At 60.9% G+C, this 15817-nt stretch carries 16 protein-coding genes; 3 read left to right on the top strand and 13 right to left on the bottom strand.

Going from position 1 to position 15817, the window contains the following annotated elements; all coding sequences use genetic code 11:
• Positions 1–158 precede the first annotated feature (158 nt).
• The 3 genes from I6L45_RS11975 to I6L45_RS11965 are packed head-to-tail and all read left to right on the top strand — an operon-like array spanning position 159 to position 3092.
• Positions 159–1169, top strand: a complete 1011-nt coding sequence (locus I6L45_RS11975) for a TRAP transporter substrate-binding protein (RefSeq protein WP_216982184.1) — start codon at positions 159–161, stop codon at positions 1167–1169.
• 52 nt (positions 1170–1221) lie between these two features.
• Positions 1222–1782 carry a TRAP transporter small permease gene (locus I6L45_RS11970; protein WP_216982183.1) on the top strand — a complete coding sequence of 187 codons (561 nt, stop codon included), beginning with the start codon at positions 1222–1224 and terminating at the stop codon, positions 1780–1782.
• A 2-nt stretch (positions 1783–1784) separates the two neighbouring features.
• Positions 1785–3092 carry a TRAP transporter large permease gene (locus I6L45_RS11965; protein ID WP_043762104.1) on the top strand — a complete coding sequence of 436 codons (1308 nt, stop codon included), beginning with the start codon at positions 1785–1787 and terminating at the stop codon, positions 3090–3092.
• Positions 3093–3344: 252 nt separating this feature from the next.
• Here I6L45_RS11965 and I6L45_RS11960 read toward each other — a convergent pair whose 3' ends face one another.
• From I6L45_RS11960 to tapM, 13 genes are all read right to left on the bottom strand, one after another.
• Positions 3345–3560, bottom strand: a complete 216-nt coding sequence (locus I6L45_RS11960; protein WP_043762105.1) for a hypothetical protein — start codon at positions 3558–3560, stop codon at positions 3345–3347.
• Between the two features lie 123 nt (positions 3561–3683).
• Positions 3684–4688: a tryptophan--tRNA ligase gene (gene trpS, locus I6L45_RS11955; protein WP_210550146.1), complete on the bottom strand. Its 1005-nt coding sequence runs from the start codon at positions 4686–4688 to the stop codon at positions 3684–3686.
• 17 nt (positions 4689–4705) lie between these two features.
• Positions 4706–5371, bottom strand: a complete 666-nt coding sequence (locus tag I6L45_RS11950) for a phosphoglycolate phosphatase (protein ID WP_216982182.1) — start codon at positions 5369–5371, stop codon at positions 4706–4708.
• A complete protein-coding gene (rpe, locus tag I6L45_RS11945) occupies positions 5361–6032 on the bottom strand; it encodes a ribulose-phosphate 3-epimerase (protein ID WP_216982181.1) in 672 nt (223 codons plus the stop codon). The genes I6L45_RS11950 and rpe overlap by 11 nt, the downstream gene beginning before the upstream one ends.
• Positions 6033–6247: 215 nt before the next feature.
• Positions 6248–7120, bottom strand: a complete 873-nt coding sequence (locus tag I6L45_RS11940) for a Dam family site-specific DNA-(adenine-N6)-methyltransferase (protein ID WP_216982180.1) — start codon at positions 7118–7120, stop codon at positions 6248–6250.
• 70 nt (positions 7121–7190) lie between these two features.
• Positions 7191–8768, bottom strand: a complete 1578-nt coding sequence (locus I6L45_RS11935) for an SPOR domain-containing protein (RefSeq protein WP_216982179.1) — start codon at positions 8766–8768, stop codon at positions 7191–7193.
• The gene (gene aroB / locus I6L45_RS11930; protein WP_134697118.1) at positions 8758–9840 is read right to left on the bottom strand and encodes a 3-dehydroquinate synthase; all 1083 of its coding nucleotides are present in this window, start codon (positions 9838–9840) and stop codon (positions 8758–8760) included. Before aroB ends, I6L45_RS11935 begins: the two co-directional genes overlap by 11 nt.
• Before the next feature lie 17 nt (positions 9841–9857).
• Positions 9858–10376, bottom strand: coding sequence for a shikimate kinase AroK (gene aroK / locus I6L45_RS11925; protein ID WP_043762117.1), 519 nt, complete (start codon positions 10374–10376; stop codon positions 9858–9860).
• Between the two features lie 191 nt (positions 10377–10567).
• Positions 10568–12793 (bottom strand): type IV pilus secretin PilQ, encoded by a 2226-nt coding sequence (locus tag I6L45_RS11920; protein ID WP_216982178.1) that lies wholly within the window; start codon positions 12791–12793, stop codon positions 10568–10570.
• A gap of 16 nt (positions 12794–12809) precedes the next feature.
• Positions 12810–13337: a pilus assembly protein PilP gene (locus I6L45_RS11915; RefSeq protein ID WP_043762127.1), complete on the bottom strand. Its 528-nt coding sequence runs from the start codon at positions 13335–13337 to the stop codon at positions 12810–12812.
• Between the two features lie 2 nt (positions 13338–13339).
• Positions 13340–13939 (bottom strand): PilO family type IV pilus biogenesis protein TapO, encoded by a 600-nt coding sequence (gene tapO / locus I6L45_RS11910; protein ID WP_216982177.1) that lies wholly within the window; start codon positions 13937–13939, stop codon positions 13340–13342.
• On the bottom strand, positions 13936–14505 hold the full coding sequence (tapN, locus tag I6L45_RS11905; protein ID WP_043762121.1) for a PilN family type IV pilus biogenesis protein TapN: 570 nt from the start codon (positions 14503–14505) through the stop codon (positions 13936–13938). The genes tapO and tapN overlap by 4 nt, the downstream gene beginning before the upstream one ends.
• A complete protein-coding gene (tapM, locus tag I6L45_RS11900; protein WP_043762122.1) occupies positions 14493–15554 on the bottom strand; it encodes a PilM family type IVa pilus assembly protein TapM in 1062 nt (353 codons plus the stop codon). Before tapM ends, tapN begins: the two co-directional genes overlap by 13 nt.
• Positions 15555–15817 lie beyond the last annotated feature (263 nt).

Raw genomic sequence — 15817 nt, 5'->3', positions numbered from 1 at the left:
CCTTCAATATCGGCAGCAATCTGCAATCACAAATTTTGATTTTTGATTTCCACAAATCCGGAACGCCATTTCATTAACTTGAGTTTGATCACTGAAATGGCACCGGATTCGCGTAGCATGAGCATCATCAAAATAACCAAACCCAGAAGGGGTCACACATGCGTACAATGAATGCTCTGCCCAAGTTGTCTCTGATTGGCACAGTGGTCGCCGCGAGTCTGCTGCTGGCGGGATGTGGTGAAGACAGCAAGGCTGCTGGTCCCGTGATCTTGAAGACGGCGTTCAACCAGTCCGAACACAACCCCCAGTTCAAGGCGCTCGAAGACTTCAGCCAGAAACTGGAAGCCGCCACCGGCGGCAAGTACAAGCTGGAGATCCACCCGAACGAGCTGCTGGGTGATCAGCGTGCCGCGCTGGAGCTGGTGCAGTCCGGCGCCATCCAGCTGGCGGTGGTCGCCAACCCCCTGGTCGAGAACTTCAACAAGAACTTCTCCGTCCTCGCCATGCCCTACATCTATGACAACCCGGAGCACCAGCGCAGAGTGTTTACCGGCGATACCCTGAGCGCCCTGTTCAGCTCCACCAAGGGCAACGGCTTCGAGGTGCTGACCGCCTATACCGCAGGCGCCCGCAGCATGTACGTCAAGGGTGCCCCCATCCAGACGCCCGAAGACATGAAAGGGAAGAAGATCCGCGTCATGCAGTCCGACACCATGGTCAAGATGCTGGGCTGCATGGGTGGCACCGGCGTGCCCATGGGTCAGGGGGAGGTCTACTCCGCCATCCAGCAAGGGGTACTGGACGGGGCTGAAAACAACGAGATCACCTACGCCGATCTAAAGCAGTACGAAGTGGCACCCCACTTCTCCTACACCCGTCACGTGATGGTGGCCGATCTGCTGGTGGTCAACGAGAACTTCCTGGAACAGATGGATGCCGCCGATCAGGCCACCTTCCGCAAGCTGGCCAAGGAGAGTACGGCGACCGAGTTCGACCTCTTCGCCCAGGCGCTGGAGACGGCCAAGCAGACCGCCACCAGCCAGGGGGCCACCTTCACCGAAGTGGACATCGCCCCCTTCCAGGCGCGCTGCAAGCCGCTGCAAGAGACCCTGCTGACCACCCCGGAGCAGAAAGACATCTTCACCAAGATCCGCGCATTAGCCAACTGATGCCTGCTGCTGTCAGGGGCTGCCATGGTGGCCCCTCCTATAAGGATCCATCATGACATCCCCTCGCCCATCGGCTTCTCACCCTGCACCTCATGAGCACCCCCTTCAGGGCGGTTTCTGCGCCGCCCTGGCCAGGTTCAAGCAGAGGGTGGATCTCGCCGTCGCCTATTTCTGCATCACCCTCGTGGGGGTGATGACGATGCTGGTCACCTACCAGGTCGTGACCCGCTATCTGTTCAACAGCCCGAGCGCGGTGAGCGAAGTGCTCTCCCGCTACCTCTTCATCTGGCTGGTGCTGATCGGGAGCGCCTATGTCTTCGGCTTGCGCGAGCACATGGCCATCACCTTCATGCGCGATCGCATGCCCCACAATGTCCGCATCCTGATGGAGATGCTCGGCGAGCTGGCCACCGCGGCCTTTGCCCTGCTGGTCCTGACGGTGGGCGGCTACATCGGCATGAATCGCCAGATGGGGCAGCTCGACTCCGCGCTGCAGATCCCCGTCGGGGTCATCTACGCCGCCATCCCCCTGTGCGGCGCGCTGACCCTCTTCTATTGCCTGTACAACCAGTACGGGCTGGCCAAGCAATTCTCCTTCAAGCAAAAGGTGTAACCATGGATATTGCGGTTGTTGTTGCGCTGGTGATGTTCATCGGTGCCTTTTTCCTGCTGTTCATCGGCGCCCCCATCAGTATCAGCATCGGGCTCTCCTCCTTCCTGGCGATGGCGCTGATCCTGCCGTTTGACGGCGCCATCCTGACCTCGGCCCAGCGGGTCTTCGTCGGTCTGGACTCCTTCGCCCTGCTGGCCATTCCCTTCTTCATCCTGGCCGGCAACCTGATGAACAACGGCGGCATCGCCATCCGCCTGATCAACTGCGCCAAGATCCTCAGCAACTTCCTGCCCGGCCCCCTGGCCCAGACCAATGTGGTGGCCAACATGCTGTTCGGCTCCATCAGCGGCTCCGGCGTCGCCTCCGCGGCGGCCATCGGCGGCATCATGTCCCCGATCCAGAAGAAGGATAACTACGACCCCGCCTTCAGCGCCGCAGTGAACATCGCCTCGGCTCCGACCGGCATGCTGATCCCCCCCAGCAACTCCCTGATCGTCTATGCCACAGTGGCAGGCAGCGTCTCCATTACCGCCCTGTTCATGGGGGGCTACATTCCCGGCATCCTGTGGGGTCTGGGGGTCATGCTGGTGGCCGGCTTCATCGCCAAGCGCCGCGGCTACGTGGCAGACAAGGGCTCCCTCAAGGGGCAGCACCTCAAGTTGCTGCTGGATGCGGTGCCCAGCCTGATGATGATAGTGGTGGTCATCGGCGGCATTCTGGGCGGGATCTTCACCGCCACCGAAGCGTCCGCCATCGCCGTGGTCTACTCCCTGGCCCTGGGCATCTGCTACCGCAACATCAAGGCGGCCGACCTGCCCGCCATCTTCCTCGCGACCGCCAAGATGACGGCCATCGTGATCCTGATGCTGGCGGCTTCCTCCATCATGTCCTGGGTGATGGCCTTCACCAAGATCCCGGCGCTGATCGCCTCGGGCCTGCTCTCCTTCACCGACAGCTTCCTGCTCATCCTGCTCATCATGAACCTGGTGCTGCTGCTGGTGGGCACCTTCATGGACCCGACCCCGGCGGTGCTGATCTTCACCCCTATCTTCCTGCCGATCTGCACCCAGTTCGGCATGGATCCGGTGCAGTTCGGCATCATGATGATCTTCAACCTCTCCCTCGGCACCATCACGCCACCGGTCGGCCCCATCCTGTTCACCGGCTGCAAGATAGGGGAGATCAAGATTGAGGGGGTCATCAAGCCGCTGCTGCCCTTCTTTGCGGTCATCGCGCTGGTGCTGCTGCTGGTCACCTATGTGCCAGCCATCTCCATGGCACTGCCCCAGGCGATGGGACTGGTCAACTGACGCCAGAGCACGGCACGGCGGCGAGGTGTCGCCGACCCAGATCGGAAATCAACCGGGTGCACCATGCACCCGGTTTTTTCATGATGGTGCTGGCAGTAAGAGAGAACAGGCAGGGAATATGGACGGGCGCTGGCGCATGCACACGGCACACGGCACACGGCACACGGCACACGGCACACGGAAGAGGATAAGGCAGAAAACTGAGCGGCGGGGAGAGACGCCCGCCACGGAGGATGCTCGGTCAGGCAGACCTCAACGGTCCAGCAGGCGTCCCTGTTCCAGCTCGCGCTCGCGCTGGCACTCGGCCAGGTAGATGGCTGCCGCGATGGCCGGGGTCTTGTGGTGCTTGTCGATGGCGTTGGAGACCATCAGCTGCAGGGTGTTGAGGTTCTTGGCCTTGCGAAACTTGCGTAGCCAGTGGCCCTTGTCACCCAGCTCTTCAGTCAGGATATGTGATTCGACAGACATGCTTTCTCTTGGGGCGATCGCCCGTGTGTGACGCTGAAAAATGTACCGACAGACCGGGGGACGGGTAAAACAAAGAAAGCCAGGCAAATACCCGGCTCTCTACGACTACACCTTCCCAGTATGTCAGGCTCGAGGAACGAAGCCGACGACATCATATACACTGGCCAGGGTTTTTTCAGCCCTTTCCCGTGCCTTTTGTGCGCCAGCCGCCAAAATGGCCTGCAGGTGAGCCTCATCCTGACGCAGCTCGCGGAAGCGGGCCTGGATGGGCTCCAGCAAGGCGACTACGGCATCCGCCGTCTCGCTCTTGAGGTGGCCGTACATCTTGCCTTCGAAGTGCTGCTCGAGCTCGGGGATGGAGCGACCGGTCACCCCGGACATCAGGGTCAGCAGGTTGGAGACCCCTGGCTTGTTCTCGGGATCGAAGCGCACCACAGCCGGCTCGTCGGAGTCGGTCATCGCCCGCTTGATCTTCTTGACGATCTGCTTGGGATCTTCCAGCAGGCCGATGAAGTTCGCCTCGTTGTCGTCGGACTTGGACATCTTCTTGGTAGGATCCTGCAGGCTCATCACCCGGGCCCCTTCGGTCGGGATGAAGGGCTCCGGCAGGGTGAACACCTCGCCGTACAGGTTGTTGAAGCGGGTGCAGATGTCGCGGGTCAGCTCCAGATGCTGCTTCTGGTCGTTGCCGACCGGCACCTGATTGGCCTGGTAGAGCAGGATATCCGCTGCCATCAGCACCGGATAGCCGAACAGACCGACGTTGACGTTGTTCTCGAAGCGGGCGGACTTGTCCTTGAACTGGGTCATGCGGGACAGTTCACCCATCTGGGTGTAGCAGTTCAGGATCCAGCCGAGCTCCGCGTGCTGGGGCACGTGGGACTGGATGAAGACGGTGCTCTTGGCCGGGTCGATGCCGACCGCCAGATAGAGGGCGGCGGCGTCGAGGCAGGCCTTGCGCAGGGCGGCGGGCTCCTGGCGGGTGGTGATGGCGTGCAGATCGACGATGCAGTAGAGGCAGTCGTACTCGTCCTGCATGCTGACCCACTGGCGCAGGGCGCCCATGTAGTTGCCTATGGTCAGCTGGCCCGAGGGTTGGGCCCCGCTCAATACGATTGGTTTAGCCATGAATGTGTTGATCCTTGTTATTCGGCCAGCAGGGCATCGAGCTGTGCAAACTGCTCGCAAACCCAGTCCGGGCGGGAATCTGCAATGGGACGGCCATAGTTGTAGCCATAGGTGAGCCCCACCACCTTCATGCCGGCAGCCTGGGCGGCCAGCACGTCATTTTCGGAGTCCCCCACCATCAGGGTGCGGAAGGGGCTGACGCCGAGCTCGTGGCAGGCGTGCAGCAGCGGCTCCGGGCTCGGCTTCTTGACGGGCACGCAGTTGCCCCCCAGCCAGAGGGCGAAGCAGTCGCCGATGCCGAGGGCATCGAGGATGGGCTGCACGAAGTGGCTCGGCTTGTTGGTCACCACGGCCTGTTGGTAACCCAGGGTCTGCAGGCGACGCAGGCTCTGCTCGACCCCCTCATACATGGACAGCCCTTCCAGCAGGCAGGCCTGGTAGTGCTGGTCAAACAGGGCGCGGGCGCGGGCAAACAGCGTGGGCGCCTCGCGGTAATCCAGCGCACGCTGGATCAGCTTGTCGGCGCCATTGCCGACCCAGGTGCGCACCACGGCCTCGTCGGCCTCGGCCAGACCCAGATCCGCCAGGGTACGGTTGACCGCCAGCGCCAACTGGGGGGCGCTGTCGATCAGGGTGCCGTCGAGGTCGAACAGCACCAGGTCAAAGGGACGCTCAACGGACATGGGACAGCTCCGCTCGCATCTCGTCGATCACCGCCTTGTAGTCCGGCTTGCCGAAGATGGCGGAGCCCGCCACGAACATGTCCGCACCGGCGGCCGCGATCTCGCGGATGTTCTCGACCTTGACGCCACCGTCGATCTCCAGACGGATGTCGCGGCCACTCTCGTCGATCAGACGGCGCACCTGGCGCAGCTTGGCGAGGGTGCCGGGGATGAAGCTCTGGCCACCGAAGCCCGGGTTGACCGACATCAGCAGGATCACGTCCAGCTTGTCCATCACGTATTCGAGGCAGGTGAGCGGCGTGGCGGGGTTCAGCACCAGACCAGCCTGGCAGCCCTGCTCCTTGATGAGGCCCAGGGTGCGATCCACGTGATCGGAGGCTTCCGGATGGAAGGTGATCAGATTGGCTCCCGCCTTGGCGAAGTCGGGCACGATGCGATCCACCGGCTTGACCATGAGGTGCACGTCGATGGGGGCCTGGATGCCGTAGTCGCGCAGGGCCTGGCACACCATGGGGCCTATGGTCAGGTTGGGGACATAATGGTTGTCCATCACGTCGAAGTGCACCACGTCGGCTCCGGCGGCCAGCACCTTGGCCACCTCCTCGCCCAGGCGGGCAAAGTCGGCGGAGAGGATAGAGGGGGCAATCAGAAAGTCTTTCATCAGCGTCATCCATTGGCAGCGTGGCAGAAAAAACGGCGCAATTTTATCGCAAAAGGGCGATGAAAACGACCCGCATCTACAACGGAAACAGGCCGCCGTGCTTGCCGCCGGCAGACAGGGCCCACGAATGAGGCAGACAACGCCCCTGCCGCACACACGCCACCCCCGCCCGCGCCACCGATACGACAACGGTCCCCTCAGGGACCGTTGATGACTCAGCCGACGGCGACCAGTTCCGCCTCGCCGGGATAATAGCCCTGCTCGGGCTCGATGCCGGGAGGGTAGAGCGCCAGCAACTCGGCCACCTTGTTACGCCCGCCGCCGTTGCGGCTGATGGTGCGCTTGACCAGGATCTCGTCCAGCCGGGCCCCGCGATAGAGCTCCCGGGTCAGTTCGATGTCGTGGTTGCTGATGAGCACCGGCACCCCCTTCTGGGCGGCGGTATGGCGCGCCAGCCTGGCCAGCAGGGCCTGATCGTCCAGGGTAAAGCCGCCCGCCGAGTAGGTGGTGAAACTCGCCGTGGTGGAGAGGGGGGCATAGGGGGGATCGCAGTAGATCACCCAGTCTTCCTCGGCGCGCGCCATGGCATCGGCATAGCTTTCGCAGATGAAGGTCGCCTTCTGTGCCTTCTCGGCGAAGGCCCACAGCTCCTTCTCCGGGAAGTAGGGCTTCTTGTAAGAGCCGAAAGGAACGTTGAACCCGCCCTTCTTGTTGTAACGACACAAGCCGTTGAAACCGTGCCGGTTCAGGAACAGGAACAGCTGGGCACGCTCGAACCCGGCCTCGGCCTGGTTGAACTGGGTGCGCAGACGGTAGTAGGCGGTCTTGTGGTTGTGCTCGGCCACGAACAGCTTGCGTGCCTCGGCGATGAAGCGGTCAGGCTGCTGCTTGAGATGGTTGTAGAGACCGATGAGATCCGGATTGATGTCGTTGAGCACATAGGCATCGTAATCCGTGTTGAGGAACACGGACCCCGCCCCGACGAAGGGCTCCAGCAACACACGCCCGGCCGGCAAGCGCTCGGCGATCTCTTCGACCAGGGAGTATTTTCCCCCGGCCCATTTTAAAAACGCGCGTGTTTTTTTCATGGATATCCGGTGTTGACAAGGCAATGCCCAAAAAAGGGGGGTGATTCTACCCCCTTCTCCGGGCGGCTGGCTATTGCTTCAGTTCTTTTTGTATCTGGGCAAATGACTTGGGCCAGGGTTGCCCCTTCAGCAAGGCGGGGGTGAGTTTGCGAATAGCCGCCTTGGCCTGGGTGCTGCTGGCGTAGTCTCCCTGTACCACCACATACCAGGGACTGCCACGGAAACTCGTCTTGTAGACCCAGACCTTGCCCGCCAGCCCGTGTTCCGCCACGAAGCTGTCGACGGCCTTGGTGTTGCTCGCCCCCATCAGCTGAATGCTGTAGTGACTCTTCGACTTCTGGTTGAGGGCCGCGACCGGCGTCAAGGCCACTCTGGGGGCCGGCGCCGCAGCCGTCGTGCCGGAAGCTGGCTTGGCCACACTCCCCTGCTCGGCCGGTTTGGCTGGCGGCGTGCTGCCTTGCGCCTTGGTCTGCGCCTTGGTCTGCATATTGGGCTGCGTCGTCTGGGTCGGCACCGCCCGGGAGCCCCCCACCAGCTCGTCCACCACCGTCGTGGGCAGGGCGCCGCTGACGCTCGGCTGCTTCATCAGTTTCTCGACCACTTCGTCGGAGATGACGACACGACGCCCCTCGTAATTGGTCGATTCCGTGGTGACCGTCTCGCTCTCGACCTTCTTGGGCAAAGGCTTGGCATCGGACTGCCAATCCCGGGCGACCTGATTGCTTGTCGAGGTGCCGGTGCTGGCGCCGCTCTCCTGGGTGCCTTGGGCTGCACTCGCCGTGCCGACGTTCAGCGGATCCGTCGTGACGGGGTCAGGCAACGCCATCCCCTGGGACGATGCCTGGGTGTCATCCTTGCTCCCTTCATCGAACAGGGGCAGGTAACTCAGGGCCAGCAAGCCGGCCGCTACCAGGGCAAGCACGGTTGCCATCTTCTTGACGGGCAATGGGGCCGGACGTTTCTTGGGCCTTCTGTCGGTCATGATATCCTCCAGTAACTGCATGATGGCGGAAGGGTGTCCGCCCGCCCCACTCAGGATCTCTTCCACTTTCGGCTTGGGCAAGAGGGCCGTCGGTATCTTGAGCTCCTTGGCCTTTTCATACAAGAAGATGCGCTGCTCCGGCGCGCTCAGTGGCGCGACCTCCAGCTCTAGGGCGGGCATGGCTCGTCCCTTGAGGCCGCTCTTCTGGGTACGACACCAGTCGTCACCGCCGGAGAGCAGGATGGCCAGTTTATGGGGAGAAGCCAGGGTGTCATTGTGACGACAGAGCGCCCACAACTCCCCCACCAGCTCGGCAGGCAGCGTGTCGGCGCGCTCGATGATGAGCAGCAGGCTGGCGGGCTTGTCGCCCAGCATGCGAAAGAAGCTGTCGGCCAGTGCGTCCTGAGGGTTGAACAAGGGACGCACCACCACCTGCTGCAGCAGCAGCTGGCGCACATCCGCCATCTTCATGGCAGGGCTGCCGATGAGGCTCGCTACCCGCATCGACTCGGGCAGCTGGGCAAGCAGTGACTCGCAGAGCGTGCCACGACCGCTGCCCGGTTTGCCAGAGAGGAAGATGAAGGGGTGATTGAACTCAATCAGGTGCAGCAGCCGGTCGACCAGCTGCCGCTGGGAAGGCAGTTTGAGCAGTTTGTTAGTGGTCACGACCAGACTCGATCACCGCCATCAATTGCGCATCCGTCACATCGGCCACGACCTGTGCACGTCCGATCCCGACCGGCAGCACCAGTCGCAGCTTGCCTTCCAGCACCTTCTTGTCGCGGCGCATATGGCGAATGAAGGCGGCAAAGTCCATCTCGGGCGGCGCCGTCACTGGCAGATTGGCCGCCAGCAACAGGGCGCGGACCCGCGCCACTTCCTCTGCGGTCATGTCGCCACGGGCCAGGGCAGTGTCCGCCGCCAGCATGGTGCCCGCCGCCACGGCTTCGCCGTGCAGCCAGTTGCCATAACCCTGCTCTGCCTCGATGGCATGGCCAAAGGTATGGCCCAGATTCAGCAGGGCACGTACCCCCTGCTCGGTCTCGTCCTGCCCGACCACCTCGGCCTTGATCTCGCAGCAACGGCGAATGGCGTAGGAGAGTGCATCGGCATCGAGCTCTTGCAGGCGCGTCATGTTGGCTTCGAGCCAGGAGAAGAAGGGCTCATCCCAGATGATGCCGTACTTGATCACCTCGGCCATGCCGGCGGCAAACTCACGGGCCGGCAATGTCTTGAGGCAGTCGGTGTCGATGATCACATGCTTGGGCTGATAGAAGGCGCCCACCATGTTTTTGCCGAGGGGATGGTTGACGGCGGTCTTGCCGCCGACGGAAGAGTCGACCTGGGAGAGCAGCGTGGTCGGCACCTGGATAAACGGAATGCCTCGTTGATAGCTTGCCGCAGCAAAGCCCACAACGTCGCCTATCACGCCGCCCCCCAGAGCGATGAGGGTGGTGTCACGGCCATGGCTGGTTTCCAGCAAAGCGGACATGATCCGCTCGAAGGTCGCCAGAGTCTTGTAGGCCTCGCCGTCCGGCAGTATCAGGTGTTCCACCTGAAAGCCGGGCAACAACTGGATGATCTGCTCGAGATACAGGGGCGCGACCACGGTGTTGGTCACTATCATGACCCGCTTACCCCTGATCGTCTGCGCCAGTACCTCGGGACGTTGCAACAGACCAGCAGCTATCTCAATCGGGTAGCTGCGTTCACCCAGTTCGACCTTCAACCTTTCCATGGACGTCCTCTAATGGATTACATGCCGATCAACTTGACGATTTGATTGGCGACAACTTTTGCACTCTGATCATCTGTCTGGATGACAAAGTCGGCGACTTCTTCATACAGGGCGTTGCGCTCGAGAGCCAGACGCTCCAGCACTTCCCGGGGCGGCTCTTCGGTTTGCAGCAGGGGGCGACGCTTGTCTCTCTGGGTCCGCGCCAATTGCTTTTCAATGGTGGTTTCGAGGTAGACAACGATGCCACGGGCAGAGAGCTTGTTGCGGGTCTCGCGGCTCTTGATGGCACCGCCACCCGTTGCCAGCACGATACCCTGATGCTCGGCAAGTTCACCGATCACCTTCTCTTCGCGGATCCGGAAACCCTCTTCACCCTCAACATCGAACACCCAGCCGATATCGGCACCACTGCGGCGCTCAATTTCATGATCCGAGTCGAAAAACTCCATGTGCAGTTGTTCTGCCAGATGTCTACCTATGGTGCTCTTGCCCGCACCCATGGGACCTATCAGGAAAATATTGCGTTTCTCAGCCATGTCTTTTCGTTAGTAATTACAAACTGTATGGCCCCGGTAAACTCTCGACCGGGGTACCTATGAACCTTATCTTGCGATGGATCAGGAGGGGGATTATCTCAATAGAAACCAGGACTGGCAACCGCAGCCCTTACGCCCCAGCCTCATCGGGGCGTAAGGTTATATGTGTTTTGCTCTCACATGTAAAGTTTTCAGAGGGCGTCGGTGACTATCCTCGGCGTCACGAAAATCAGCAGTTCACGCTTCTTGTTTTCACTGGTGGTTTTCTTGAACAGATAGCCGAGGCCGGGGATGTCGCCCAGCAGCGGCACCTTGCTGACGTCGCTCTTGATGGTCTGTTGATAGATGCCCCCCAGCACCAGGGTCTCGCCATTGTTGACCAGCACCTGGGTGGTGATCGACTGGGCGTTGATGGAAACCGCATCTCCGGTACCGGTCGGCACGGTTTCCCCCTTGGTGTCCTGGGTCACGGTCAAGTCGAGGATGACCCTGTTGTCCGGGGTGATCTGCGGAGTGACCTTGAGACTCAAGACCGCCTTCTTGAAGGTAACCGAGGTCGCCCCGCTGGAAGAAGACTCCACATAGGGGATCTCGGTCCCCTGCTCGATCAGGGCCGGCTTCTGGTTGGCTGTGGTGACCCTGGGGCTTGCAATGATCTCGGCCTTGCTCTCCTTCTCGAGGGCGGAGAGTTCCAGGTCCAGCAGGGTACCATTGGCCAGACGGGCGACCTGGAACGCCAGGGTGCCGGCGGCATTGGTCACCGGCAGGTTGACGTTCAGCCTGTCTTCCACACCTGGACGGGTGATGGTGGAGCTGCCGTCATTGTTGCCGGCTCCATCATTCCCCTCTATGGTGCCCGAGGTGCCGTTGCCGTGGCCGTCCGTCTTGGTCACGCCCCAGCGCACCCCCAGCGCCTCATCGAAGCCGTCGTCTATGGTCACCATGCGCGCCTCGATCACCACCTGCTTGACCGGGATGTCGAGGATGTCCAGCATCCGTTTGACGTTGCCGATGACGTCCGCGGTGTCCTTGACCACCAGCACGTTGGTACGCTCATCCACACTCACCGCCCCTCTGGGAGAGAGCAGCTTGGTGCTCTCGGAGGAGAGCAAGGCAGCCACTTCGGATGCCTTGGCATAGTTGATCTGCAGGTATTCGGTGTAGAGCGGCGCGAGATCGGCCACCTGGTTGCGGCTCTCCAGCTGCTGCTTCTCGCGGGCAGCGATCTCGTCTGCCGGTGCCACCAGCAGGATGTTGTTGTCCAGCCGCTTGTCCAACCCCCTCACCTTGAGGATGATGTCGAGCGCCTGCTCCCAGGGCACGCCGTCGAGACGCAAGGTAATGTTGCCGGAGACGGAGTCAGTGGTCACCAGGTTGAGATTGTTGAAATCGGCGATGATCTGCAACACGGTTCTCACCGGAATATCCTGGAAGTTGAGCGAGATTGGCTTGCCCTGATACTGCCTGGCCGCCGTGGTGGCCACCCGCTTCTTCACCTCGATGATGAACATCTTGTCGGCCTGATCGTAACGGTAATCGAACTGGCCGTTGACCGAGAGTTCAAACAGGGTGTCGTTGCCCTGGCGGAACACCTCCACCTGGGAGACCGGGGTGGCAAAGTCCTGCACATTGATGAGATTGAGCTGATCGTCCGGAACCCGGGTGCCGTGGAACTTGGCAAACACCTTCTGACCGCGGCTGCTGACGTCCACGGCGGCCGAGCTGTTATCCAGGGTCACGAGGAACTCCCCCTGCCCCTCCTTGCCACGACGAAAATCAACGCCCTTGACCGAGTTGAAATAGGCGCCTCCCGCGCTGGCGGGCGAGACGGACAACACGGGCTTGCTGGCAGTGGCAGGAGCCGGCACCACGGCCGGGGTCTGTGCTACAACAGGTTGTGCCTGATACTGGGCCTGGTTCTGGGCGACCCGCTGGGTGTCGATCAACGCGGATTGGGTCACCGGCTGACTTCTGACGAGCGCAGACTGGCTGGTCGCTGCAGGGGGGGCCGCAGAAGCCACCGGCTGACCAGCCTTCTCCCCCAGCGACACCAGCAGTTTGTTACCCTGCTGATGAACCTGATAAGGGGTCAGCTGATCGAGCGCTATCCTGATGTCGAGCCCCTGCCCCTTTCCCTCGACCTTGAGGTTGTTCACCCCTTGTTGCTTGATGGGCAGCGGGTTGACCGTCAATGCCCCGACCGCTCCGGGCACATGCAACAGCAGCTGATTGGGTTCATACGATAGCCTGTCGGTAAAACCGCTCACGGGCTCGCTGAAACTGAGCTCCAGCAAGAGCTGATCGGCCAGCAGGGGGTTCACCTTGACCTCCTGCAACGCGGGTACCGCCCATACCTGAGTGCATCCGCCCAGACACAACAGCGCCACACCGGTCATCCTTCTTATTGTTGTTCTCATCTCTGCTCATCCCTGATCATAGTTTTGCGTCGAGATTGGCCATGGCCAGCTGGGTTTCTCGGGTGACCCAACATCCTTTGCCATCCGGTACTGTCTCCATCAAGTCAACATGCGTATTCGTTATCTTGATGACTCTCCCCTGATCCAGCCCCATGTGCTGATTGAGCCCGACACGCACGGCCTGCCCATCCGGGGTATTGATCAATGCCCATAGCTGCCCTTGCTTGCCGATGGATCCCTTCATGCTCAGGCTGGCCAGCGAATAACGTTCCAGCACTTCCTTCTCCCGATTGGCCACTATCTGGGCACAATCAGGCTTGGCCTTGGCATCCATCCTGGAGCTGGTCTCCGGCTGGGGGGCAATGAAGGGGCTGCGCTGATCGTTGCGCTGATAGGCCATGGGCGAAAACGGCTTTATCTCCGGCAAGGGTTCGATCGGAATGGGCTTCCTTGCCTTGGTCTGTCTGACGTATTCATCCATGTCCTCCTGCCCGCCGCAAGCCGTCAACAACAGCGCCGACAAGAGGAGTGCGCTCACTCTCATGCTCATGGCTTCTGCTCCACGCTTTTACCGTTGTATTTGTAGGTTTTGGCCTGCATGGACATGCCGATCACGTCGTCCTGTCCCTTGCCCTGACTGAGCTGAAACGAATCCAGGATCACGATGCGCGGCAACGCGGCCATGTCCGCCGTGAACTTGCCGAGCTCGTGATAGGTGCCCACCACTTCGATGCGCATGGGCAACTCGGTCGAAAATTCATGCTTGATCTCCGGCTCCCAGTTGATCCTGTTCAATGTGAGACCGTTGTCGGTGGCAATGAAACTGATGTCATCCAGCAATCCAGCCACTTCATGGGTGTTGGGCAACTGTTTGAGCTGGGCGTCCACCAGCTGCTCCAGCTGCACCATCTGCTTCCTGTATGCCTCCAGATTGGCGGCCAGCATCGCCTTGCTCTCGAATTGGGCTTTTAGCGACGTCTCTTTTTCCGCCTCCTGGTTCAAGGCAGTCAGGGAGCTGGCAATCACATAGTAGTAAATGGCCCCTCCCAGCAGCGCACAGCAGAAGAAAATGAACCCGCCCTGGGCGACCCTGGGCCAGCGCGCGATGTCATTGAGCTCCAGTTGGTTGAACTGCTGCAGATTCATTTTTGCCCCTTAGCCGCGCTCGGCATCGTCGTGGCAATCTGGAACATCATGGAAAACTGGCTCAGCGCGATGGGGGCCAACTCCGCCGTGAAGATGGTGCTGAGCTGCGATTGCATCAGCCAGCCCGAACCATCGATGCGCCTCATCATGTTGGCCACCCTGCCATAGGCTTCGGTCTTGCCCATGACATCTATCCTGTTGCTTTGCAGGGCGAGGGTATCAAGGTAGACGCCGTTGGGCACCAAGACGGGCAACTGGTTGAAGAGACGCACCGGGATGTTGCGACGTGTCTGCAACTGCTCGATGAGCTGCATGCGATCGAGCAGCTCCTTGCGCCGCTCCTTGAGCAGCCGGATTTCGCCGAGCTGGGTGTCCAGCATCGCCATCTCCTGCAACAACCGCTGGTTGCGCTGCTGCTGATTCCCAATCTGCTGCTGGACCAGCCAGTCGGCGGCAAAGGCGATCGCGGCGGTCCCGGCCAGGAAAAGGCCGAACACGATGCCAAACTGCTTCTTCTGGCGCTGGGCCCTGGCCACCCGCCAGGGCAGGAGGTTTATATTTGACATGGTGTGAAACTCCGCAGTGCCAGCCCGAGTGCCGTCATGTACTTGGCCCCGTGGGCCTGATCCGCTTCCCCCTTGGGTTTGCCAAAGAGCACAAAGGGATCGGGATGCAGCACTTCACAGTTGAGCTCGCTGCCTAGCTGTGCGGCGAGACCGGGCAGCAGACTCCCCCCTCCCGTCAGCACCAGCCTGGAGAGCTCCTTGTTGCCCGATGAGCTGCAAAACAGCTGCACATTGCGCTTGATTTGCAGCACCAGGGTAGCGATATGCGGCAAGAGCACATCCACCTCGTAATCCACGGGCAGGGAGCCCTGGATCTTGGCCTGTTCCGCCTCCTCCAGACTCATGCTGTAGAACGAGGCCAGGGCCTGGCTGTATTGATCGCCACCGAAATTCTGCAGGCGGGAATAGATCACCTGCCCCCTGAGCAGGGCGGCAAAGGTCATGGCAGTGGCACCGATGTCGACGATGCCGACCGGGGTCTCCCACGTCTGCAGCTCGGGCAGGCAGGCCAGCACGGCACGCCCGAGGGCGTGGGATCCCACATCCACCACCATGGTACTCATGTCCGCCTCGGCCAGGGCGCTGACCCGGCCGTTGACGCTCTCGGTACGCGCTGCGCTCAGCAAGACTTCCTGACGGCTGTTGTCGGCGGTCATGCCGAGGATCTCGAAATCCAGGCTGACTTCGTCGAGAGGAAACGGAATGATCTGCTCCGCCTCCAGATAAACCTGACTCTCCAGCTCGTTCTCGTTGATGCCGGTGTCGACCTGGATGATTTTGGTGATGACATTGGAGCCCGTCACGGCCGTGGCCACGTGCTGGCAATCCCCTTGCACCAGTCGCCTGAGCGACTTGAGGGACTGACCGACCCGTTCAATGTCCTGCAGTTGATAGTCGACCAGGGTGCCCCTGGGCATGGGGATCTCGGCAACCGAGCCCAGATGCACCTTGCCGGGACGTCCACTGATGGTGACGGCCTTGATGGTTTGACTGCCAAAATCGATACCCGCCAAGGAGAGGAGGGATCCTTTACTTAGTAGCCCAAACATATACACATCCATGCGTTATTGGGTTTTCGGACTTATTGTAGGACAGCATGTCGCTGTCTGATGTTTTAACTCAATATAATGCCCTATCTATCAATGTCATAAAGTTTATGCCAAAAGTTGACCGCCCTCTCCTTTCGCCCTCGATTGCGGCCCCCTTGGTAATTGCGTCATGGAGTGCTACCCTCCCGCCTCTTCTCGAGGTCCCCCGTCCGCGGACAGGAAAACCTCGAATCCGCGAGGGTAAAAAGGCTATACTCTGCGCC

This window comes from Aeromonas sp. FDAARGOS 1415, from assembly GCF_019048365.1.
Taxonomy (GTDB): Bacteria; Pseudomonadota; Gammaproteobacteria; order Enterobacterales; family Aeromonadaceae; genus Aeromonas; species Aeromonas taiwanensis.
Note: the sequence above shows the minus strand (reverse complement) of the source record. Positions and strands in the feature narration are given on the sequence as shown.